The 22399-nt window shown below is 43.2% G+C and carries 14 protein-coding genes, 4 rRNA genes and 1 pseudogene; 12 read left to right on the top strand and 7 right to left on the bottom strand.

The features are described from left to right. The first annotated feature begins 23 nt into the window (after positions 1 to 23). Positions 24 to 899 (top strand): NAD(P)-dependent oxidoreductase, encoded by an 876-nt coding sequence (locus tag J1N51_RS02860; protein ID WP_208832493.1) that lies wholly within the window; start codon positions 24 to 26, stop codon positions 897 to 899. 28 nt (positions 900 to 927) lie between these two features. On the opposite strand, the gene J1N51_RS02855 is transcribed toward J1N51_RS02860, so the two are convergent. The 6 genes from J1N51_RS02855 to J1N51_RS02830 all read right to left on the bottom strand — a co-directional run bounded on the left by J1N51_RS02855 (position 928) and on the right by J1N51_RS02830 (position 7690). Then, positions 928 to 2808, bottom strand: a complete 1881-nt coding sequence (locus J1N51_RS02855; RefSeq protein ID WP_208832492.1) for a methyl-accepting chemotaxis protein — start codon at positions 2806 to 2808, stop codon at positions 928 to 930. Positions 2809 to 2920: 112 nt separating this feature from the next. Continuing rightward, positions 2921 to 3655 (bottom strand): RNA methyltransferase, encoded by a 735-nt coding sequence (locus tag J1N51_RS02850; protein WP_208832491.1) that lies wholly within the window; start codon positions 3653 to 3655, stop codon positions 2921 to 2923. A 104-nt stretch (positions 3656 to 3759) separates the two neighbouring features. After that, the gene (locus J1N51_RS02845; protein ID WP_208832490.1) at positions 3760 to 4608 is read right to left on the bottom strand and encodes a tryptophan 2,3-dioxygenase; all 849 of its coding nucleotides are present in this window, start codon (positions 4606 to 4608) and stop codon (positions 3760 to 3762) included. Between the two features lie 88 nt (positions 4609 to 4696). After that, positions 4697 to 6010, bottom strand: a complete 1314-nt coding sequence (phoR, locus tag J1N51_RS02840) for a phosphate regulon sensor histidine kinase PhoR (RefSeq protein WP_208832489.1) — start codon at positions 6008 to 6010, stop codon at positions 4697 to 4699. A 9-nt stretch (positions 6011 to 6019) separates the two neighbouring features. Next, positions 6020 to 6706, bottom strand: a complete 687-nt coding sequence (gene phoB / locus J1N51_RS02835; RefSeq protein WP_208832488.1) for a phosphate regulon transcriptional regulator PhoB — start codon at positions 6704 to 6706, stop codon at positions 6020 to 6022. Between the two features lie 99 nt (positions 6707 to 6805). After that, complete coding sequence (locus tag J1N51_RS02830) at positions 6806 to 7690, bottom strand: AraC family transcriptional regulator (protein ID WP_208832487.1); 885 nt, start codon at positions 7688 to 7690, stop codon at positions 6806 to 6808. 143 nt (positions 7691 to 7833) lie between these two features. On the opposite strand from J1N51_RS02830, the gene J1N51_RS02825 reads away from it, so the two are divergent. The 11 genes and pseudogenes from J1N51_RS02825 to J1N51_RS02775 form a co-directional block, all read left to right on the top strand. Next, positions 7834 to 9330, top strand: coding sequence for a CoA-acylating methylmalonate-semialdehyde dehydrogenase (locus J1N51_RS02825; protein WP_208832486.1), 1497 nt, complete (start codon positions 7834 to 7836; stop codon positions 9328 to 9330). A 111-nt stretch (positions 9331 to 9441) separates the two neighbouring features. Then, the gene (locus J1N51_RS02820) at positions 9442 to 10599 is read left to right on the top strand and encodes an acyl-CoA dehydrogenase family protein (RefSeq protein WP_208832485.1); all 1158 of its coding nucleotides are present in this window, start codon (positions 9442 to 9444) and stop codon (positions 10597 to 10599) included. Positions 10600 to 10609: 10 nt separating this feature from the next. Continuing rightward, on the top strand, positions 10610 to 11386 hold the full coding sequence (locus tag J1N51_RS02815) for an enoyl-CoA hydratase (protein ID WP_208832484.1): 777 nt from the start codon (positions 10610 to 10612) through the stop codon (positions 11384 to 11386). Positions 11387 to 11394: 8 nt separating this feature from the next. Continuing rightward, positions 11395 to 12519, top strand: coding sequence for an enoyl-CoA hydratase/isomerase family protein (locus J1N51_RS02810; RefSeq protein WP_208832483.1), 1125 nt, complete (start codon positions 11395 to 11397; stop codon positions 12517 to 12519). 9 nt (positions 12520 to 12528) lie between these two features. Then, positions 12529 to 13422, top strand: a complete 894-nt coding sequence (gene mmsB, locus J1N51_RS02805; RefSeq protein WP_208832482.1) for a 3-hydroxyisobutyrate dehydrogenase — start codon at positions 12529 to 12531, stop codon at positions 13420 to 13422. 621 nt (positions 13423 to 14043) lie between these two features. After that, positions 14044 to 15579 (top strand): 16S ribosomal RNA (locus J1N51_RS02800). Between the two features lie 460 nt (positions 15580 to 16039). Continuing rightward, a 23S ribosomal RNA gene (locus tag J1N51_RS02795) occupies positions 16040 to 18915 on the top strand. 143 nt (positions 18916 to 19058) lie between these two features. Next, a 5S ribosomal RNA gene (gene rrf / locus J1N51_RS02790) occupies positions 19059 to 19173 on the top strand. Positions 19174 to 19262: 89 nt separating this feature from the next. Beyond that, positions 19263 to 19377 (top strand): 5S ribosomal RNA (gene rrf / locus J1N51_RS02785). Together the 16S, 23S and 5S rRNA genes form the textbook arrangement of a ribosomal RNA operon. A gap of 164 nt (positions 19378 to 19541) precedes the next feature. After that, a complete protein-coding gene (locus tag J1N51_RS02780; RefSeq protein WP_208830311.1) occupies positions 19542 to 20042 on the top strand; it encodes a helix-turn-helix domain-containing protein in 501 nt (166 codons plus the stop codon). Positions 20043 to 20044: 2 nt separating this feature from the next. Continuing rightward, positions 20045 to 20884: pseudogene (locus J1N51_RS02775) on the top strand (IS3 family transposase); the annotation flags it as partial. 79 nt (positions 20885 to 20963) lie between these two features. On the opposite strand, the gene sbcB reads toward J1N51_RS02775, so the two are convergent. After that, entirely contained in the window at positions 20964 to 22397 is a 1434-nt protein-coding gene (sbcB, locus tag J1N51_RS02770; protein ID WP_208832481.1) for an exodeoxyribonuclease I, read from the bottom strand. Positions 22398 to 22399 lie beyond the last annotated feature (2 nt).

Genomic DNA, 22399 nt, shown 5'->3' with positions numbered 1-22399 from the left:
ATCATTCATCACAAGGAAAAACAATGAAAGTCAGCTTTATCGGCCTAGGTGTAATGGGCTATCCAATGGCCGGACACTTACAGAAGTCTGGTTTCGATGTCACTGTATTTAATCGTACTACAAGCAAAGCTCAAGCATGGCAAGCTGAATACGGTGGCACTTATGCCACGACTCCAGGCCTAGCGGCAGAAGGTGCGCAGTTGATATTTATTTGTGTCGGAAACGATGATGATGTTAGAGCCGTATTAAATGGCTCGGATGGCGTATTTAACTCAGCGCAGTCAGGTGCGATCATAATAGATAACACAACAACGTCAGCAGAATTAGCACGTGAAATGGCCGAACAAGCGAAAGGTCACAAGTTGTCCTTTTTAGATGCACCAGTTTCTGGTGGTCAGGCAGGCGCTGAAAATGGTGTATTAACTGTTATGGTTGGTGGTGAACAGGCAGATTTTGACTTTGCCAAACCGGCAATAGATTCGTTTTCTAAATTTAGTAAATTAATGGGACCCGTTGGCTCCGGTCAATTAACCAAAATGGTTAATCAAATTTGTATTGCAGGTGTGGTGCAGGGACTTGCAGAGGGTTTGCATTTTGCTCGTTCTGCCGGCCTAGATGGAGTTGAAGTTGTGGAGGCAATCTCAAAAGGAGCCGCAGGTAGTTGGCAAATGGACAATCGCCATCAGACTATGTGGAAAGGCGAGTACGACTTTGGTTTCGCTATTGACTGGATGCGCAAAGACTTGGGATTTGCATTAGATGAGGCGAAGCGCAACGGATCTCATTTACCGGTCACAGCTTTGGTAGATCAGTTTTATTCTGAAGTCCAAGCAATGCAGGGAAATCGATGGGATACATCAAGCTTGTTAGCAAGGCTTGAGAGATATAGAGCAAACTAAGAAAAAGGGCCTTTGAGGCCCTTTTTTACTACACTTTGTATTTCTCAATAAAAGATCGAAGAATCTGTGCTTGATCTGATATTTGAGTGCTACTTTTGGCGTTGTCTTTCGCTCTTTGAAATGAGTTGTCAGCGACATCTCTGATTGCAACAACGTTCTGATTTACTTCTTCGGCTGCTTTACTTTGTTGCTCGATCGCCGTCGCTATTTGGGTATTCATATCCATAATAACTTTAACGTCAGCCGTGATGGAATTTAGTTTGTCGCCAGCCTCAGCCGCTCTCTGCGTAGAGTTATTTCCTTGTTCTTGACACTGATCAATCACGTTAACAATTGAACCGATTCGACCTTGTAAAGATGAGATGATATTTTCAATCTCTTTGGTCGATTCTTGTGTTCTCATTGCTAAGGTACGGACTTCATCTGCAACTACCGCAAAACCGCGACCGTGCTCGCCGGCTCGAGCTGCTTCAATTGCGGCATTCAACGCCAATAAGTTAGTTTGTTCGGCAATGCCTCGAATGACATCCAATACAGAGCCGACATTTTTACTCTCCTCCGCTAACTCTGTTACATCCTGAACGGCTATCGCCAGATTGTCTGATAGCTGTTTAATACTATCAATTGTTAGATTAACTTGTGTGTACCCTTGCTCGGCATTGTCGTTACTGCTCAATGCTTTAGCTGCGGCGTCTTCGGTATTACTCACAATTTCTTTAATGGTCGCGCCCATTTCCGTTACGGCTGCAGCAACAGATTCTGTCTCTTTCAATTGTAAATCTAGCGAATCTTGGTTGTGTCGGGAGTTATTTACCAGACTGTTTGTTGCTGAGTCGAGTGCTTGAACTGCACTGATAACCTTATTGATTAATTCTCGGAACTCTTTGATTAAATCATTAAATTGTCTCCCCATTGCAGAGACTTCATCCGAACCATCAAAGGTTAAATCTGTAGTAAGATCATTCTCTTCACGGACTAGAGAGATAGAAGAAGATATTTCTTTAATTGGTGTCAGTACTTTGGTGCTTGTAACGTAAGTAGACGCAAGTACGACAATAGTTAAACCTGCAAACAAGACAAATCCTGCGATTTGTGTTTTGGTTTGGGCGCTTACAATCGCGTCATTTATTTGATTAGACATAGTTGCCATGGCTGATTTTAAATCATTAACTGACTTATCCAACTCAGCCCTAACACCAGATTGAGCATCCAATCCTTTTTCAGTCTCGGCATCAACAAGCGTTCTAAACTTCTTTTTGTAGTCAGATAGATATGACTGAAGTGTTGATTGGGTCGCAGGGTCTATGTCTGACATGCGAATATTACTGCTTAGGGTATCTACGCCATCATTAAATTTATCCAGATACTTTAGATCAAATCGAAGCATAAAGTCCTTTTCAGCACGACGTAGCTGCAACATATCAGTCAATAACAAGTAATTATTCTGTTCACTTAACAAGGTTTCTATGTTGTGAACTGCTCCTCGCAAATCTCCGTACAAACCATCTTTCGGATTTAGACCTATTTTTTTCTGTAGCTCAACGACTATGTTAAAGGAATTGTTATAGCGGGTTAGTGCAGCTTGAAAACTATCGAGTCCTTTGGTCGGGAATGATTGTTCTTGTAAAACTTTCTTAAACTTAGCTATTTGCTGAGTTTCTTTTTCAACTAGCTGATTAAAATTTTCGACGTCGGTAAGGTCTTTCGTCTCTAAGAATGCTTGCGCACCTGATTTAAGTTTGTAAGTACCCGTGTTAAAGGTTTCAAGTAATTGCAGCGCTTGTGTGTAGCTCATGTTTTTTGAATTTGAATAAATCAAAAGCAAAAGCATGAAGACCATGCCGGCAGCAACGAGTGCTGCATTGATGATCAATTTTTGTTTGATGTTGGTGCCTAGGCTGAACTTCATAGCTTGTTCCAAGTAAAGCAAAAGGGATATTGTTCACTTTAAAACTAGTTGAAAATCAGTGTTTCGCAAAAAATAAAACAAAAATAACAGTTAAGTGGTTACTTTCTATCCACTAACTCTGTGTGCGCCTTACGTTATCTAGGATGATGCCTGTCGCCATAGCAACATTGAGAGATTCTGACTGACCATATTTAGGTATGGTAATTTTGTCTGTTACCAGTTCACTTATCTCTTTACTAATACCATGTGACTCGTTGCCTAATACAATAATCATGTCCGTTGGAGCGGAGCAATCATGAATCGACTGACCATCTAAAAATGCGCCCCAAATTGGCTTGGACTGTTTGTTTAAAAAGGCTTTTAAGTCAGTGCGGTAGGTTTTTACTCTTGTGAAGGCACCCATAGTTGCACTAATAGTTTTTGGGTTATAAACGTCAGCAGTTTGTTGACTCAAAACTAGGTGCTCGATACCGTACCAATCCGCCAACCGAATAATAGTCCCTAAATTCCCAGGGTCGTTAACGTCATCAAGTGCCAACACCACACCTGACATTTCACCAAGTTCGAACACTGGCTGTTTGACAATAGCAATAGCTGCATTGTTACTAGTAATACTGCTAACCTTCGATAGTTCTTCTTCGTTGACAATGTGTATTGGCCTAGTAGCCAAAAATTTGAAATGTTTGTCGGCGAACGTCTCCGTTACAAACAAACTGACGAGCTCCAGAGAAGAGTTTAAAAGCTCAAGTACATTTTTTTCACCTTGTACTAAGAACTGGCCTGTAAGTCTTCGTTCTTTTTTGGTTGCAAGCGCTTTTAATGTTTTTTGTTGGTTTTTTGAGAGCATAGTCAATATTACTAGAGTAAAAATGAAACGGAGTGTTAACTAACGGTTTGTCGAGGGCATAGTTTAACGATTTATACCCTCGAACACACTAATTTACTTGGTTTTCAGAGCTTAGTTCTGAGCTCTAAGAGCTCAGGGAAAAAACTAATATCCAATGCCTTTTTTAAAAACTCTACGCCAGATGAACCACCTGTCCCGACTTTGTTTCCGATAATACGTTGTACTGTGTACATGTGCTTAAAACGCCAGTTTTGGAAAGAGTCTTCTATATCCATTAGTTTTTCGGCAAGCTCATAGAGTTCGAAATGTGTATCGGCGTGATTATAAACTTCTACCCATGCGTTTAGAACACTATCATGTCTCTCGTAAGGTTGATTAAAGTCTCTGTCGAGTAAACGAGGCTCTATATCAAACCCGCGCTTTGCCATAATTTTGATGACAATGTCATATAAACTAGGAGCGTTACTTAGGTTTGTCAGTGTGTCATATGCTTGTGAATTAGAGTTGTGAACTTCGATAAGGCTTTTGTTTTTGTTCCCTAACATAAACTCAATCGAGCGGTAACCAAAGGATTGAAACCCGGAGGACTTACCAAGTGCATCACGAAACTTCAAATAATCGACAGGAGTTAACGTTGATAAAATGTTCCAGGACTGTGTTAACTGGATAAAGATCTGTTTTACTCTAGATATTACCTTAAACGCTGGGCCAAATTGTTCATTCTCTATAAAACGCATCGCAGCAGCTAACTCATGACCCGCAAGTTTTAACCAAAGTTCACTCGCTTGATGAATAATGATAAAGAGCATTTCGTCGTGCTCTTTTGACAAAGGGTGTTGGGCATTTAAAATTTCTTCGAGGTTCAGATAGTCACCATATGACATTTCTTCTTTAAAATCAGTATGAATAGAAGATTCTAGCTCTCTAAAGTTATTTTGATGTGGACAGCTCATTATGTGTTTCCGTTGCTGATTTGACATGCACAGAATAGCATATCAACGAGCGCTTTCCCTAGCGCTCAATCAATCCAATAATTCGCATTTATTGTGGTTGGATGTGTTGTCTTACCAATGACTTAGGAAAGCGAAAAGAAAATGTACTGCCCTTGCCAACTTCACTGCTAATTTCCAGTTTTGATTTGTGGTGGGCGAGGGCGTGTTTGACTATCGATAGTCCTAAACCTGCACCACCGGTTTGACGTGTGCGAGCCTCATCAACTCGGTAGAAGCGTTCTGTTAATCTAGGTATGTGAGCCGGATCAATACCTACGCCGGTATCTTTAACCGAAAATTTTGCTTTACCAGATTTCGTTAGGTTCCATTTTATTTTTATTTGGCCATCCTGAGGCGTGTAGCGTACAGCGTTAAATACAAGGTTAGAAAATGCACTTCGTAATTCCGATTGGTTACCCATTACCTTTAAGGTTGGATCTATGTCAGTCACTATAGTGTGTTTACCACCCGACAGGCTCTTTGCTTCTTCAGCTAGAACATTTAACAATGCGGCAACATCTAATTCTTGCATTTCAACGTCTGCGCCTTGTTGTTCGATTTTAGATAGCGATAACAATTGAGACACTAGGTCATCCATACGCGTGGTTTGTTCACTCATCATTTTATGAGCTTTATTCCACATAGGTTCGTCAATATCACAGAAGTCTTTGGTCATTTCGAGATAACCCCGCATTACCGTGAGTGGGGTTTTGAGTTCATGAGATACATTGGCGATGAAGTCTTTGCGCATTTGTTCAAGTTGGTTCAATTGCGTAATGTCGCGCACGATTACTGTCCATTTGTCTGTTTCAAATGGAACAACACGTATTTCATAAGTGTGATTTTCGTTAGTTGGTGACGGGATCTCCAACGGCTCGTGATAAGCCTGATCATCCAAGTAATCGATAAACTCCGGCATTCGGATTAAGTTATCGATACGGATCCCTTTGTCTGCCGGCCACTGTAGGCCTAACATGTCTTGGGCGATTTTATTACACCAAAAAATATGGCGTGTTTCGTCGTAGATAACGACGCCGTCAGGTAATGCTTCAGCGCCTAGCCTAAATCGACGGACAAGGGCGGACAAATCGTTGCGTTTTTTGGCGTTTCTTTTTTGTTGAGAATATATACCGTCGAATACAGAAGACCAAACACCTAGTGCTTTTGGTGGGTAAATTCCTCGTTGGTGCCACAACCAATGAGTCAACTTATGCAGTTGCCAATAATGGATTCCGATAATCAGAAAGCAGAAAGCAAAACTGGCTTCAATAAAGAAACCAGCAGCGTACCCTAGAATTCCAAATGGGGCATATATCCACATTAAGCGGAAAACAACTTGCCCGATAGAACGTTTTTGATACATAAAAAAGCGTTAGTCCATTCTTGTTGAAAAACGATAGCCAGATCCACGAACCGTTTGGATCAGTTTATCGTGAGTTATGAGTGCTTTACGCAACCTTCTGATATGAACATCAACCGTGCGATCTTCGACGTAGGTGTTTGTTCCCCATACGTTATCTAATAATTGATCACGGCTATAAACGCGCTCTTGATGCGTCATGAAAAAGTGCAGTAACTTAAATTCCATTGGACCTAAGTGTAGATCGCTTCCTTCTAAAGTCACGCGATGACTAGTAGGATCTAAGCGCAAGCCAACAATTTCAATAGGGTCATCCGTTGCGGTTGGTTGAGTTCTTCGCAATACGGCTTTGATACGAGCAATTAACTCTTTAGGTGAAAAAGGTTTAGTGATGTAATCATCAGCACCTACTTCTAGGCCTTGGATTTTATCATCTTCCTCACTGCGAGCTGTAAGCATGATGATAGGGATGTGCTTGTAGCTATCTGATTGTTTTATTTTTTTGGCAACCTGAATACCTGACATACCCGGTAACATCCAGTCTAATAAGATTAGTGCCGGGGTCTCATCCATAAGTAGTTGCTGCGCATCGTTATAGTTTTCGGCAGAGATTGCCTTGTAACCGTTTTGCTCGATAACGAACGTCAGCATTTCGCGAATCGCAAATTCATCTTCAATGATTAATATTTTATGTGACATAGTCTTATCTTACTTAGTTAGTTCGTAACAAAAGTTCGAGCATCATTATCAGGCTGTAATATGACGGAAATATGACAGTTTTACGTAAATTTTAACATTCTATTGACCATGTATAGATTGTCGGTACTGGGTTGGTGATAAACCCATAGTACTTTTAAATAGCCGAGAAAAATAATACTGGTCTTCATAACCCACTGTTTTTGAAATCGTTTTAATGTTCAGCTCAGTAGAGTCTAGCAGTTTACAGGCATACTGCACCTTGATTTCCAAAAAATATTTAACGGGGCTGTTGTTCATTAAAAGTTGAAACTTTTTTGCAAAATAAAATTTGGACATTCCAAAGTAGCAAGCCATGTCATCTAATGTCAGTAGCGACTCTACGTTCTCTTCAAAATAAGCATGAATGCTGTGTTCACTAAAATGACGCTCTGCTTGGATATTGACGATAGGGGTTTGTAATGAAATTAAACTTAAGATCTTTTTGAGCATATTTGAGGCAACAAAAAATCGATTGAGTTGATAACCCATATACCTAGATTGAATAAGCGCATCAAATTCGGCAACGATAGATTCTGGAGCGGTTAAATCAAGTACTAAATTTTGTTGGTTAACACCAATAATATCCATGAACTCATCAAAAAGATGACCTTGCAGATGAGCCCAATAAATAGACCAGGGCTCATGATTGTCAGCTTTATATTTGTGAGCGGTGCCCCGGGGCAAAAACACGATTTGGTTTTTGGTTATTGTAAATGTTTTGCCATTGACCTGCAGCGTACCCTTACCTCCGACGCACAGCAAGATAAGATTGTCCGTATGCTCCGGGCGAGCAATGCCATGACCCAATGCATTTTCATAAAAACCAAAGGCTAAGGGGACTAAACCACGAGATAAACTACTGATCTCCAATTGTTTAACCATTGGCTTGGGGACTAAAAAGCGAACACTGGATTTAGGTAGGGGCCATTGTGAAGTAACACTCAAGATAAGTACCTCTTGATTTTGTATTGGCAAGATAGTCCATCAAAAAAGCAATTTAATCAATTTCTTTCTCAATATTGATTTGATGTAATCAAGCCAACAATAAATAAACGACGTCAAATCGTCGATATAAAAGAGGCAATGTCATGAAACAGGTTCCTTTATTTATCGGAGGTGAATGGGTTACTTCATCTTCACAAAGAAAAATAGATGTAACAAACCCAGCTACGCAAGAAGTGATTGCACAGGTACCTTGCGCGACTCCAAGTGAAATGGATGCAGCAATAGAAAGCGCGAAAGCCGCTTTTAAGACATGGAAAGAGGTGGCTATCTCTGAGCGTGCTCGTGTCATGATGCGATATGCGCACCTATTAAAAGAGCACCAAGAAGAAATCGCAGGTATTATTTGTGAAGAGTTAGGAAAAACTCACGAAGATGCGATGGGCGACGTGTGGCGAGGTATAGAAGTTGTAGAGCACGCGGCAAACATTCCATCTATGATGATGGGTGAAACAGTAGAAAACGTAGCGCGCAATATCGATACTTATTCTTACACGCAGCCTCTAGGTGTGTGTGTGGGAATCACACCATTTAACTTTCCTGCGATGATACCACTGTGGATGTTCCCACTAGCGATTGCTTGCGGTAATACATTTATCTTGAAACCTTCTGAGCAGGATCCATTAACACCTACGCGTTTGGTCGAGTTGTTTGAACAAGCTGGTGCACCAAAAGGTGTGTTACAAGTTGTACATGGTGATAAAGAGCAAGTGGATCGCTTGTTACACGAGCCGGAAGTAAAAGCGATTTCGTTTGTAGGCTCTGTTGGTGTAGGCCAGTACATTTACAAAACAGGTACTGATAACATGAAACGCGTTCAAGCGTTTTTAGGCGCGAAAAACCACATGGTGGTTATGCCAGATGCTAATAAAGACGCAGTGATTAATAATATTGTTGGTGCTTCGGTAGGTGCTGCAGGTCAAAGATGTATGGCAATTTCGGTTGCTGTATTTGTAGGGGAGGCTCAAAAGTGGATCCCAGAAATCAAAGAGAAGCTTGCATCTGTCCGCCCAGGTCATTATTCAGATAAAGACGCAGCTTACGGACCTCAAATTACGCCACAAGCGAAACAACGTATCGAAGGTTTAATTGAACAAGGTAAAAAGGAAGGTGCTAATTGCGTACTCGACGGTTCTAATTTTACTGTTGAAGGTTACCCAGACGGTAACTGGGTTGGTCCAACTATGTTCACCGATGTCACAACAGATATGGAGATCTACAAACAAGAGATCTTTGGACCGGTCTTTTTGACAATGAATGTCGATACACTTGATGACGCCATTGAATTAATCAATAACAATCCATATGGTAATGGTACTTCTATCTTTACATCTTCGGGTGGCGCGGCACGTAAATACCAACACAATATCGAAGTTGGTCAGGTAGGTATTAACATTCCAATTCCTGTTCCTCTGCCATTTTTCTCGTTTACCGGTTGGAAAGGATCGTTTGCTGGAGACCAACATGCCTATGGTAAGCAAGCTGTTAAGTTTTATACTGAAACAAAAACAATTACGGCTCGTTGGTTTGAAGATGATGTCGCTGCGGCAGCAGGTCCAAACATGTCTATCACATTAAAGTAGGGCAACCCGACTTTCGTCTATAAATTTTCGTCTAAAAAGAAGAGCCTCTCGTAATAGCGATTACCGAGAGGCAAAAATAATAAATATCAACATATAAAAGAAGGGTTAATCATGAATTTCGAATTAAATGATGACCAACGTGCATTCATCGACTTGGCAAAACAATTTTCCGATGCTGAATTAGCGCCGAACGCTGCGAAGTGGGATGAGGAACACATTTTTCCAAAAGACGTGATGGCAAAAGCGGGGGAGCTTGGTTTTTGCGGATTGTACTCACCAGAAGAAGCCGGAGGAATGGGGTTATCTCGCCTAGATTCGTCTTTAATATTTGAAGAATTGTCCAAAGGCTGTACGACAACAACGGCGATGTTAACGATTCACAACATGGCCACCTGGATGATTGCGACTTGGGGCACTGAAAATGTAAAAGAAACTTGGTGTCCTGGTTTAGTTATGGGCGAGCAACTAGCATCATACTGCCTAACGGAACCTGGTTCAGGTTCTGATGCGGCTGCACTTCGAACCACTGCTAAGCGCGATGGCGATGAGTATGTTATCAATGGTTCGAAAATGTTCATTAGCGGCGCCGGTGAAACCGATGTATTGGTGGTTATGGTAAGGACCGGAGAAGCAGGTCCTAAAGGTATTTCCGCTGTTGTTATTCCTGCCGATGCACCAGGCGTTATTTACGGAAAAGCTGAAGAAAAATTGGGTTGGAATGCCCAACCAACCAGGTTAATTACATTTGAAGATGTTCGCATTCCAGTTGAAAACCTTCTAGCAGAAGAAGGTGATGGCTTTAAGTTAGCGATGAAAGGCTTGGATGGTGGGCGTATTAACATAGCCACTTGTTCTGTCGGTACGGCTCAACAAGCTTTGGAGACTGCTACTGCTTACATGAAGGAACGCTCACAATTTGGTAAACCGTTAGCTGCATTTCAAGCTTTGCAGTTTAAGCTCGCTGACATGGCTACTGAGTTAGTCGCTGCCCGTCAAATGGTTCGTTTGGCGGCGTTCAAACTGGATAATGGTGACCCTGAAGCGACGGCATATTGTGCTATGGCTAAGCGTTTTGCGACCGACATAGGCTTCCAAGTTTGTAATGAAGCGTTACAGCTTCACGGTGGTTACGGTTATATCAAAGAGTATCCGCTTGAACGTCACTTCCGAGACGTGAGAGTACACCAAATTTTAGAAGGTACTAATGAAATCATGCGTCTAATCATCGCCCGTCGATTACTCGATGACGCAGCCGCAGATATTCTATAAAGGAGGCAGAATGTCATCATTATTAAAGGTAACGACTAAAGATCATATTGCGACAATTACGATAGATAATCCTCCGGCAAATACGTGGACGTTCGAAAGCTTAAAAGAGCTTAAAAACTTGGTAGAAGAGTTAAATGCCAACAAAAATATCTTTGCTTTAGTAATAACCGGAGCAGGTGAAAAGTTCTTTTCTGCTGGCGCCGATTTGAATGTGTTTGCAGATGGCGATAAAGGAAAAGCAAGTGATATGGCACGAGTATTCGGTGCCGCTTTTGAGGCCCTACGCGATTTTAATGGCGTGAGCATTGCCGCGATTAACGGTTATGCAATGGGCGGCGGACTTGAAGTTGCGCTAGCCTGTGACATTCGAATTGCAGAGCAGCAGTCACAATTAGCACTACCAGAAGCGAAGGTTGGTCTTTTACCATGTGCTGGCGGAACACAAAACCTAGCGTGGTTAGTAGGGGAAGGTTGGGCGAAGCGTATGATTTTATGTGGCGAACGCCTAAATGCGACCACCGCTGAAAAAATTGGTCTAGTGGAAGAAGTAGTTGAAACAGGAGAAGCCCTGAACTCAGCAATGAAACTAGCGCAAAACGTTGCAAATCAAAGCCCAACGTCAATTAGTGCCTGTAAGAGCTTAATTCAAGCAGGGAGAGCGGGCTCTATTAATGCTGCGTTGCCACTTGAGCGAGAGCTGTTCGTTGGTTTATTTGATTCAAAAGATCAAAAAGAAGGCGTTAATGCGTTTTTAGAAAAGCGTGCGCCGATTTGGCGAAATGAATAGGAGGTTCTATGTCAGAGTCTGTCTTATATAAAGAGTTAGAGTCGATAAGTGATAAGAAAGTCGGTTTTGCAACACTAAATGCCGAGCGATCACTGAATGCGCTAAGCCTCGAAATGGTTGAGTCACTTTATGCCAAGTTACTCGAATGGCAAGAACGCAGTGATGTCGCGGTTGTCGTTATACAAGGCGCTGGTCAAAAGGCGTTTTGTGCAGGTGGTGATGTAGTGCAACTTCACAACGCTGCTGTTTCTGCAGGAGAGGGAAACATCGCACGTGACGTAGAACAGTTTTTTACTAAGGAATACAAGCTAGATTACTTGATCCATAAATTCGACAAGCCAATCTTACTCTGGGGTCATGGCATTGTTATGGGCGGAGGCCTTGGTTTGTTAGCTGGAGCGAGCCACCGTGTTGTTACCGAACGTTCTCGAATTGCTATGCCCGAAATAACCATAGGACTATATCCAGACGTAGGGGGATCTTATTTCCTAAATAAAATGCCACCTGGGGTTGGAATGTTTTTAGGTTTGACTGGTGCTTCAATCAATGCAGCAGATGCCAAGTTTGTTAAGTTGGCTGACCACTTTGTATCGAGCAGTCGACATGAGTCTATAGTAGAGCACTTATTGACGATTGCGTGGGGCAATACGGTTGCGCTTAATCATCAGAAATTAACAGATCTGTTATCAGAGCTGGAAGTTGAGGATAAATTGCAAATACCAGAGGGTAACATTGCAAAATTCAGTGATTACATGGAGACACTTGATGGTATCGACTCGTCGTCTGCAGCTATTGCATCAATTTTAGACCAAACCTTTGATGATTCTTGGTTTAAAAAAGCACAAGCATCGTTAGCCCATGGTAGCCCGCTAAGTGCACGAATAATAAAGCGTCAAATTGATTTAGGAAAAACCATGTCTTTGGCTGACAGTTTCAGATTAGAACTTGGCCTTTCGGTAAACTGTGCTGCAATTGGCGACTTTGCTGAGGGTGTAAGAGCGTTACTGATCGATAAAGATAATAATCCAAACTGGAAATTTGCCACGATTCACGATGTGACTGATGAATTTATAGATCAATTTTTCCAATCTCCATGGGATGCTAATAACCACCCATTGAAAGAACTTAAATAAGGAAGTGTTATGAACCAAATCGCTTTTTTTGGATTAGGAAACATGGGCGGCCCTATGGCGGCCAATTTAGTTAAGGCAGGTTACAAAGTAAGAGTGTTTGACTTAGTACCAGAATCGGTTACTAAATTAGTGGAGCTTGGTGCGGAAAGTGCTGCGACGCCAAGTGAAGCAGTAAAAGATGCTGATGTGGTAGTTTCAATGCTTCCTGCTGGTAAACATGTACATGGTTTATATTCACAGCTAACTGAACAACCTAACACGCTTAAGCAAGGTGCTCTTGTTATTGATAGCAGCACTATTGACGTAGCGACCAGTAAAAATGTGTGTCAATTATTGGCAACAAATAACGTCTCTTTTATAGACGCACCTGTTTCTGGTGGTGTCGCTGGCGCAACCAACGGAACATTGAGCTTTATGGTTGGTGGAAGCAGTGAACACTTTGAGCTCGCTAAACCACTCCTAGAAAAAATGGGTAAGAACATCTTCCACGCTGGTGAAGTAGGTGCGGGCCAAATAGCCAAAGTATGTAACAACATGTTGTTGAGTATTTTAATGGTTGGTACCAGTGAAGCATTACAACTTGGAATTGATAATGGAATGGATCCTACTGTTTTATCGGAAATAATGTCGAAAAGCAGTGGCAGTAATTGGACTCTTGATGTGTACAATCCATGCCCTGGTGTAATGGAAACTGCACCAGCGTCAAATGGTTACCATGGCGGTTTTATGACCGATTTAATGTTAAAAGATTTAGGCCTGGCGATGGATACCGCGTCGAAATCATCATCTAGTACACCTTTGGGGGCGATAGCACGTAACTTATACGCGATGCACTCAAGAAGCGGGGCTGGTACGAAGGACTTTTCAAGTATCTTTGAATTACTGCAAGGTAAAAGCTACTAATTCTCCTGAAGTCGCGTAATGCACCACTAAAAGAAGTAAGTAAAAAAGCTTACTTCTTTATTCCTAAGTGCCTAAACATAAACACTGACGCTTTTTTAATAGTTCCAAGCTTGAATTGTTACTGTTTTGTACAATACTTAATCATTCAGTCATTATTTTGTAAAAAATGACGAAAAAGAGGTTGCGCTCTTGTTAAAAATCCCTAGAATGCGCACCTCGTTGTCAGGGAGACATCAAACAGCTCGAAACATAATGTTTATAAGCGGTTTGAGACTTCAAGCGGTTTCGAAAACTTTAAAAAAAGATTGAGAAAAACGTTGACAACAAAACGACGCAATGTAAAATGCGCGTCCCGGTTGAGACAGAGTCTTAACCAGAACTGGAAATGTTCTAAACGGTCGAAATAAACAATCATCCATGATTGATTTCGACACTCGAACTTCCATGTTCATCGTTCTTTAACAATTTAGTAATTAATTATTTGTGTGGGCACTCCGTTGAGTAGTAACAAAATAAGCTAGAGTCTCTTATGAGACAGGCTAGCAACTTGTAAACTATTCATTGAGTGTCTGAACGAAAATTTATTTGAACAGAATTCGATGAGTAGTGATTAAACTTTTTAAAGTGAAGAGTTTGATCATGGCTCAGATTGAACGCTGGCGGCAGGCCTAACACATGCAAGTCGAACGGTAACATGAACTAGCTTGCTAGTTTGATGACGAGTGGCGGACGGGTGAGTAATGCTTGGGAATTTGCCTTTAGGTGGGGGACAACAGTTGGAAACGACTGCTAATACCGCATGATAGCTACGGCTCAAAGGGGGCTTCGGCTCTCGCCTTTAGAGAAGCCCAAGTGGGATTAGGTAGTTGGTGAGGTAAAGGCTCACCAAGCCGACGATCCCTAGCTGGTCTGAGAGGATGATCAGCCACACTGGAACTGAGACACGGTCCAGACTCCTACGGGAGGCAGCAGTGGGGAATATTGCACAATGGGCGCAAGCCTGATGCAGCCATGCCGCGTGTGTGAAGAAGGCCTTCGGGTTGTAAAGCACTTTCAGCGAGGAGGAAGGTTAAGTAGTTAATACCTGCTTGATTTGACGTTACTCGCAGAAGAAGCACCGGCTAACTCCGTGCCAGCAGCCGCGGTAATACGGAGGGTGCGAGCGTTAATCGGAATTACTGGGCGTAAAGCGTACGCAGGCGGCTAAGTAAGTCAGATGTGAAAGCCCCGGGCTCAACCTGGGAACTGCATTTGAAACTGCTTAGCTAGAGTGCGACAGAGGGTGGTAGAATTTCAGGTGTAGCGGTGAAATGCGTAGAGATCTGAAGGAATACCAATGGCGAAGGCAGCCACCTGGGTCGACACTGACGCTCATGTACGAAAGCGTGGGTAGCAAACAGGATTAGATACCCTGGTAGTCCACGCCGTAAACGATGTCTACTAGCAGTTTGACTCTTAAGAGTTGTCTTGCGCAGCTAACGCATTAAGTAGACCGCCTGGGGAGTACGGCCGCAAGGTTAAAACTCAAATGAATTGACGGGGGCCCGCACAAGCGGTGGAGCATGTGGTTTAATTCGATGCAACGCGAAGAACCTTACCATCCCTTGACATCCAGAGAATTTTCTAGAGATAGATTAGTGCCTTCGGGAACTCTGAGACAGGTGCTGCATGGCTGTCGTCAGCTCGTGTTGTGAAATGTTGGGTTAAGTCCCGCAACGAGCGCAACCCTTATCCTTAGTTGCCAGCACGTAATGGTGGGAACTCTAAGGAGACTGCCGGTGACAAACCGGAGGAAGGTGGGGACGACGTCAAGTCATCATGGCCCTTACGGGATGGGCTACACACGTGCTACAATGGCAAGTACAAAGGGTTGCGAACTCGCGAGAGTAAGCGGATCCCATAAAGCTTGTCGTAGTCCGGATTGGAGTCTGCAACTCGACTCCATGAAGTCGGAATCGCTAGTAATCGTGGATCAGAATGCCACGGTGAATACGTTCCCGGGCCTTGTACACACCGCCCGTCACACCATGGGAGTGGGCTGCAAAAGAAGTGGATAGCTTAACCTTCGGGAGGGCGTTCACCACTTTGTGGTTCATGACTGGGGTGAAGTCGTAACAAGGTAGCCGTAGGGGAACCTGCGGCTGGATCACCTCCTTAATAGACTAGTTACACCTTCGAAGTGCCTACACAAATAATTAATTACGAAATTGGCAGGGAATCCTAACCCATGCGCATTACGGTGCTCATCAGTTAGGGTTTTTAACCCGGACGCAATAGCGTCATGCTCTTTAACAATTTGGAAAGCTGATAAATAAGGTAAACATTATTGTTTATTAAATTTGTTATTCAACAATTTAAAAATAATTTTGATTATCACTGTAAGAGAAAACTCAAGCGTTATTTATGTCAAAACGAACATGCCTATACAACATGTTTCGTTAATAAATAAAAGACATGAAATTATACGACTCAGAGAGTTAAGCGCAGAGTAAATTGCTTAGTTCAAGGCTATCGAAGGTTCGATTGAAGGAGTGTACTGAAAGGTACATGACTGATTGAGAAACAAGATAACGCCGAAATAAGTGATTTAATCAAGCGAGAACACTTAAGGTTGTATGGTTAAGTGACTAAGCGTATACGGTGGATGCCTTGGCAATTGGAGGCGATGAAGGACGTGTTAATCTGCGATAAGCGTGGTTAAGGTGATAAAAACCGTTATAGACCACGATTTCCGAATGGGGAAACCCACCCTTTTAGGGTATCGCTAAGTGAATACATAGCTTAGCGAGGCGAACCCGGAGAACTGAAACATCTAAGTACCCGGAGGAAAAGAAATCAACCGAGATTTCCTAAGTAGCGGCGAGCGAACGGGAAACAGCCGAATCAGCATGGTTTAGTGGAATGCTCTGGAAAGTGCAACGATAGTGGGTGATAGTCCCGTACACGACAAGCCATGTTGGACATATTAAGTAGGTCGGGGCACGTGAAACCTTGACTGAAGATAGGGGGACCATCCTCTAAGGCTAAATACTCCCAATTGACCGATAGTGAACCAGTACCGTGAGGGAAAGGCGAAAAGAACCCCTGTGAGGGGAGTGAAATAGAACCTGAAACCGTATACGTACAAGCAGTAGGAGCATACTTGTTATGTGACTGCGTACCTTTTGTATAATGGGTCAGCGACTTATATTTTGTAGCAAGGTTAACCGAATAGGGGAGCCGTAGTGAAAGCGAGGGTTAACTGCCCGTCTAGTTGCAAGGTATAGACCCGAAACCCGGTGATCTAGCCATGGGCAGGTTGAAGGTTGAGTAACATCAACTGGAGGACCGAACCCACTAACGTTGAAAAGTTAGGGGATGACCTGTGGCTAGGAGTGAAAGGCTAATCAAACCGGGAGATAGCTGGTTCTCCCCGAAATCTATTTAGGTAGAGCCTCGGACGAATACTTACGGGGGTAGAGCACTGTTTGGGCTAGGGGGCCATCCCGGCTTACCAACCCCATGCAAACTCCGAATACCGTAAAGTAATATCCGGGAGACACACGGCGGGTGCTAACGTTCGTCGTGGAGAGGGAAACAACCCAGACCGCCAGCTAAGGTCCCAAAGTTCATGTTAAGTGGGAAACGATGTGGGAAGGCTTAGACAGCTAGGAGGTTGGCTTAGAAGCAGCCACCCTTTAAAGAAAGCGTAATAGCTCACTAGTCGAGTCGGCCTGCGCGGAAGATGTAACGGGGCTAAACATGACACCGAAGCTGCGGCAGCGCATTTATGCGCTGGGTAGGGGAGCGTTCTGTAAGTGGTTGAAGGTGAGTTGAGAAGCTTGCTGGACATATCAGAAGTGCGAATGCTGACATGAGTAACGATAATGGGGGTGAAAAACCCCCACGCCGAAAGACCAAGGGTTCCTATCCCATGCTAATCAGGGTAGGGTAAGTCGGCCCCTAAGGCGAGGCAGAAATGCGTAGTCGATGGGAAACAGATTAATATTTCTGTACTTTTAATCATTGCGATGGGGGGACGGAGAAGGCTAGGTGAGCACGGCGTTGGTTGTCCGTGTGAAAGTATGTAGGTTGACTGCTTAGGTAAATCCGGGCGGTTAGAACTGAGATACGAGACGACGCTCCACGGAGCGGAAGTCATTGATGCCATACTTCCAGGAAAAGCCTCTAAGCTTCAGATGATTAAGAACCGTACCCCAAACCGACACAGGTGGTCAGGTAGAGAATACTAAGGCGCTTGAGAGAACTCGGGTGAAGGAACTAGGCAAAATGGTACCGTAACTTCGGGAGAAGGTACGCCGGTGCTGGTGATGAGACGCGCTCTCTAAGCTGGTGCCGGTCGCAGTGACCTGGTGGCTGCAACTGTTTATTAAAAACACAGCACTCTGCTAAATCGAAAGATGACGTATAGGGTGTGACACCTGCCCGGTGCCGGAAGGTTAATTGATTGGGTTATCTTCGGAGAAGCTCATGATCGAAGCCCCGGTAAACGGCGGCCGTAACTATAACGGTCCTAAGGTAGCGAAATTCCTTGTCGGGTAAGTTCCGACCTGCACGAATGGTGTAATGATGGCCACGCTGTCTCCACCCGAGACTCAGTGAAATTGAAATCGCTGTGAAGATGCAGTGTACCCGCGGCTAGACGGAAAGACCCCGTGAACCTTTACTATAGCTTGGCACTGAACATTGAGCCTACATGTGTAGGATAGGTGGGAGGCTTTGAAACTTGGACGCCAGTTCAGGTGGAGCCATCCTTGAAATACCACCCTTGTATGTTTGATGTTCTAACATTGGCCCCTAATCGGGGTTGTGGACAGTGCCTGGTGGGTAGTTTGACTGGGGCGGTCTCCTCCCAAAGAGTAACGGAGGAGCACGAAGGTTTGCTAAGTACGGTCGGACATCGTACGGTTAGTGTAATGGTAGAAGCAAGCTTAACTGCGAGACAGACACGTCGAGCAGGTACGAAAGTAGGTCATAGTGATCCGGTGGCTCTGTATGGAAGGGCCATCGCTCAACGGATAAAAGGTACTCCGGGGATAACAGGCTGATACCGCCCAAGAGTTCATATCGACGGCGGTGTTTGGCACCTCGATGTCGGCTCATCACATCCTGGGGCTGAAGTCGGTCCCAAGGGTATGGCTGTTCGCCATTTAAAGTGGTACGCGAGCTGGGTTTAGAACGTCGTGAGACAGTTCGGTCCCTATCTGCCGTGGGCGTTGGATGATTGAGAGGGGCTGCTCCTAGTACGAGAGGACCGGAGTGGACGAACCGCTGGTGTTCGGGTTGTCATGCCAATGGCATTGCCCGGTAGCTATGTTCGGAATCGATAACCGCTGAAAGCATCTAAGCGGGAAGCGAGCCTCGAGATGAGTCATCCCTAGACCTTTAAGGTCTCTAAAGGGTCGTTGAAGACTACAACGTTGATAGGTTGGGTGTGGAAGCGCTGTGAGGCGTTAAGCTAACCAATACTAATTGCCCGTGAGGCTTAACCATACAACGCTTAAGTGTTCTCCTAGAGAGATAATCAAACTTACCTTATTTAAGCTTTCCAGATTACGTACTGAGGTGTATTCACCAGTTCGCTCTTGACCATCCATGGTCACGCGAACCTTGATACATCCATGTACCCAGTTTTGCCTGGTGGCAATAGCGCTGTGGAACCACCTGACTCCATTTCGAACTCAGAAGTGAAACGCAGCTGCGGCGATGGTAGTGTGGCATTTGCCATGCGAGAGTAGCTCACCGCCAGGCTCCAAATATATAGCCCCTTGCTCTACGAGTTAGGGGTTTTATTTTGCTCTCTTCTTAATTTTTTCTCAAAGAGCAAAATTACAGAATTTCTTGATGGCAATAGCGTTGTGGTACCACCTGACTCCATTTCGAACTCAGAAGTGAAACGCAACTGCGGCGATGGTAGTGTGGCATTTGCCATGCGAGAGTAGCTCACCGTCAAGTCCCCTAACAAACCCCTTGCACAGCGTGCGAGGGGTTTTTTATTACCTGAAAAAGAGAGACTCAAAGATAGACTTAGATGTCTCCCTTTCTTACTAATAAAAAACCTCGGTAATTTCTGAAGTGACCCCCAATAGTTGGACATTCCAATTACTGGGGGTCTTTTTATGTCCAAACACAATAGAATATTTAAAATAAAGCTCGCTCAGCATGCCGTGCAGGAAAGCTCTGTAGCTTTAAGTAAAAAGCACAATATAAGCGCTCGGCTTATTCGCTATTGGTCTCAGGTATACCAGCTAAACGGCTCAAATAGCTTTATTCATAATCAGTCACCTTATTCTAGTGAGTTCAAAGCTCATGTCCTCAAGACGATGAAAACTAACGATTGGTCATTGGGCCATACCAGTGCTCACTTCGACCTATCGTCTCCTGGTATTTTATTTCAGTGGCAAAAGCTTTATGCTCAAGGTGGTATATCCCGTCTTAAACCACAGAAAAAAGGTAGGCCAACCGTGACAAAGAGTGATTCTTCAGCAAAACCCGTAGAGCAGATGACAGAGGAAGAGTTACGAGAAGAGTTAGCGTACTTACGGGCAGAGAATGATGTTCTAAAAAAGTTAGAAGCCTTGGCTCAAGCCAGAAAGAAAAAAGCAAAGACAAGACGTTAGTTGTCGAAGAGTTCAAGGCAAAACATAGCTTAAGGCATCTATTAAAGGCCGTAGAGTTACCGAAAAGTGTCTACTATTATCACCGCTCAAGATTCGAGCAGCCGAGTGCCGACAGTGACTTACTCATAAAAATACGTGATATCTATCACAGGCATAAAGGGCGATATGGTTATCGTAGAATTACGAGTGCCCTCAGAACAGTAGGTCTACTCGTTAATCATAAACGGGTTCAACGTCTGATGAATGAACTAGGTCTAAAGTCGAAGGTAAGGCCTAAGCGCTATAAATCTTATAAAGGTGAAGTGGGCAAAATCGCCGATAATATCCTTGAGCGCGAGTTTACAGCAACGCAGCCCAATCAAAAATGGGTGACGGATGTAACAGAGTTTAAAGTCAACGACCAGAAGGTATACCTGTCACCAATGATAGACCTGTTTAATCAAGAGGTTATCAGCTATGAGGTGCGAACGTCTGTGACATTGCCATTGGTCACAGACATGCTCAAAGCTGCAACAGCGAAGCTACTGAAGCATGAGAAGCCTCTCATACACTCAGACCAAGGGTGGCAATATCAGAATAGAAAATACCAACAACACCTAAAAGAAAACGGGCTACTTCAGAGTATGTCAAGAAAGGGAAACTGCTTAGATAATGCCGTTGCAGAGAACTTCTTCGGCATATTAAAAACTGAGATGTATCACAACGAAACCTTCAAAGACGCCAATGACCTCATTGAAAATATCAAAGAATACATCCACTATTACAACAACGAACGCATTAAGCTCAAACTAAAAGGCCTGAGTCCGATACAATATCGAAATCAGGCCTTGGTTGCCGCTTAGAAATGAGTCCAACTTTATGGGGTCACTTCATTCCGAGGTTTTATATAAAACATATTGAGAATATACGGCAAAGACCTAACTATAGTTGTTGAGCATACAGGAATAGCTCTTTTAATATTGCGGTATTTCTATCATTACCTTGGTTTTTCTCGGCTGCTTTCTCAAGAGCTTGTTGAAACTCATCAACAGTCAAACTTGGGCTATCTACACCGTGCATAAGCTTGTCGGCGCGATATTGTTGCCACCAAACTACATCTTTGTGGTCCAGTTGTGACGTAAAATATCGTGCTTTATATATCCGCCATAATTCATTTAACTTTTTATCTTCAAATTGAATGTTAAGCTTCCAATGGTCCTGAATTTCGTGTTGTTGAATCGTATCTTTAACGTGCTGATCGGCATCACTTGTAAAACCTTCATATAATCTATATTCAGGATTTGTATCAGGCTCAAAAACTCGCTCGTCATTAAACACTTCATTTAGATTAATTACTAATTGTTTGTTTTCTTGTAAAAACTTTAGATTTCTTAGACAAGCTTCGCGGTCAATTCCTAATCGTTCAGCGTTTTCTGGCAAAAGAGTTTTGGCTGGTGCGAGTACCGGACACTTGTTTAAATGAACTAATTTTAAACCGACACGCTCTTCACCGTTTAAATCTTCTGTTTTGCTATAAAGTTTTTCTTTTAATTCATCCGTACTTAGATCTACTAAACGAGATGGGTCTTTAGTCAAGTCATAAATGATGACTGCATTTTTATTCGTCGGATGAAAACCAATTGGTGACACCCAAGAGGTACATCCTTGCCACGCCGAAAACATACCCGTCGTGTGAACTAGGGGGGTCATACGGTAAACATCAATGAGTTCTTGTAACTGTTTTTTATGACGATGGTCTAACAAGAATTGAAAAAGTTTGGGTTGTTTTTGCTTAATTAACTTAGCCAATTCAATTGTCGCGATAACGTCAGATAATGCGTCATGCGCAGCACCGTGTTCAATTCCGTTGGCTTTAGTCAATAACTCTAATCTAAAGGAGGGTTTACCTTCCTCATCAGTTGGCCAATTTATCCCCTCCGGTCGCAGGGCATAACACGCTCGAACCATATCTAAAATATCCCATCGGGAGTTGCCGTTTTTCCACGCATAGCCATATGAGTCATAAAAGTTTCGATATAAACCATAACGAATGACTTCATCGTCGAATCTCACGTTGTTATAACCGACATTTATAGTATTTGGTTTGCTAATTTCTCGATGAATCTTTTTGAAAAACTCAGGCTCAATTAGACCTTTTTGTAAGGTTGTTTGTGGGGTAATTCCCGTAACGAGTGCTGCTTCAGGATGTGGTAAGTAGTCATTGGGTATTTGGCAATACTCAACGAGTGGTTCACCAATAATATTTAGATCCAAATCTGTACGAATGCCAGCAAATTGGCTCGGTTTGTCTTTTTTAGGACTTACGCCCCATGTTTCAAAGTCGTACCAATAAAAACTCGGTTGTTGATCTTTCATAA

The organism is Psychrosphaera ytuae, from assembly GCF_017638545.1.
Lineage (GTDB): Bacteria > Pseudomonadota > Gammaproteobacteria > Enterobacterales > Alteromonadaceae > Psychrosphaera > Psychrosphaera ytuae.
The sequence above is the reverse complement of the archived record's forward strand: the minus strand, read 5'-3'. Positions and strand labels throughout refer to the sequence as shown.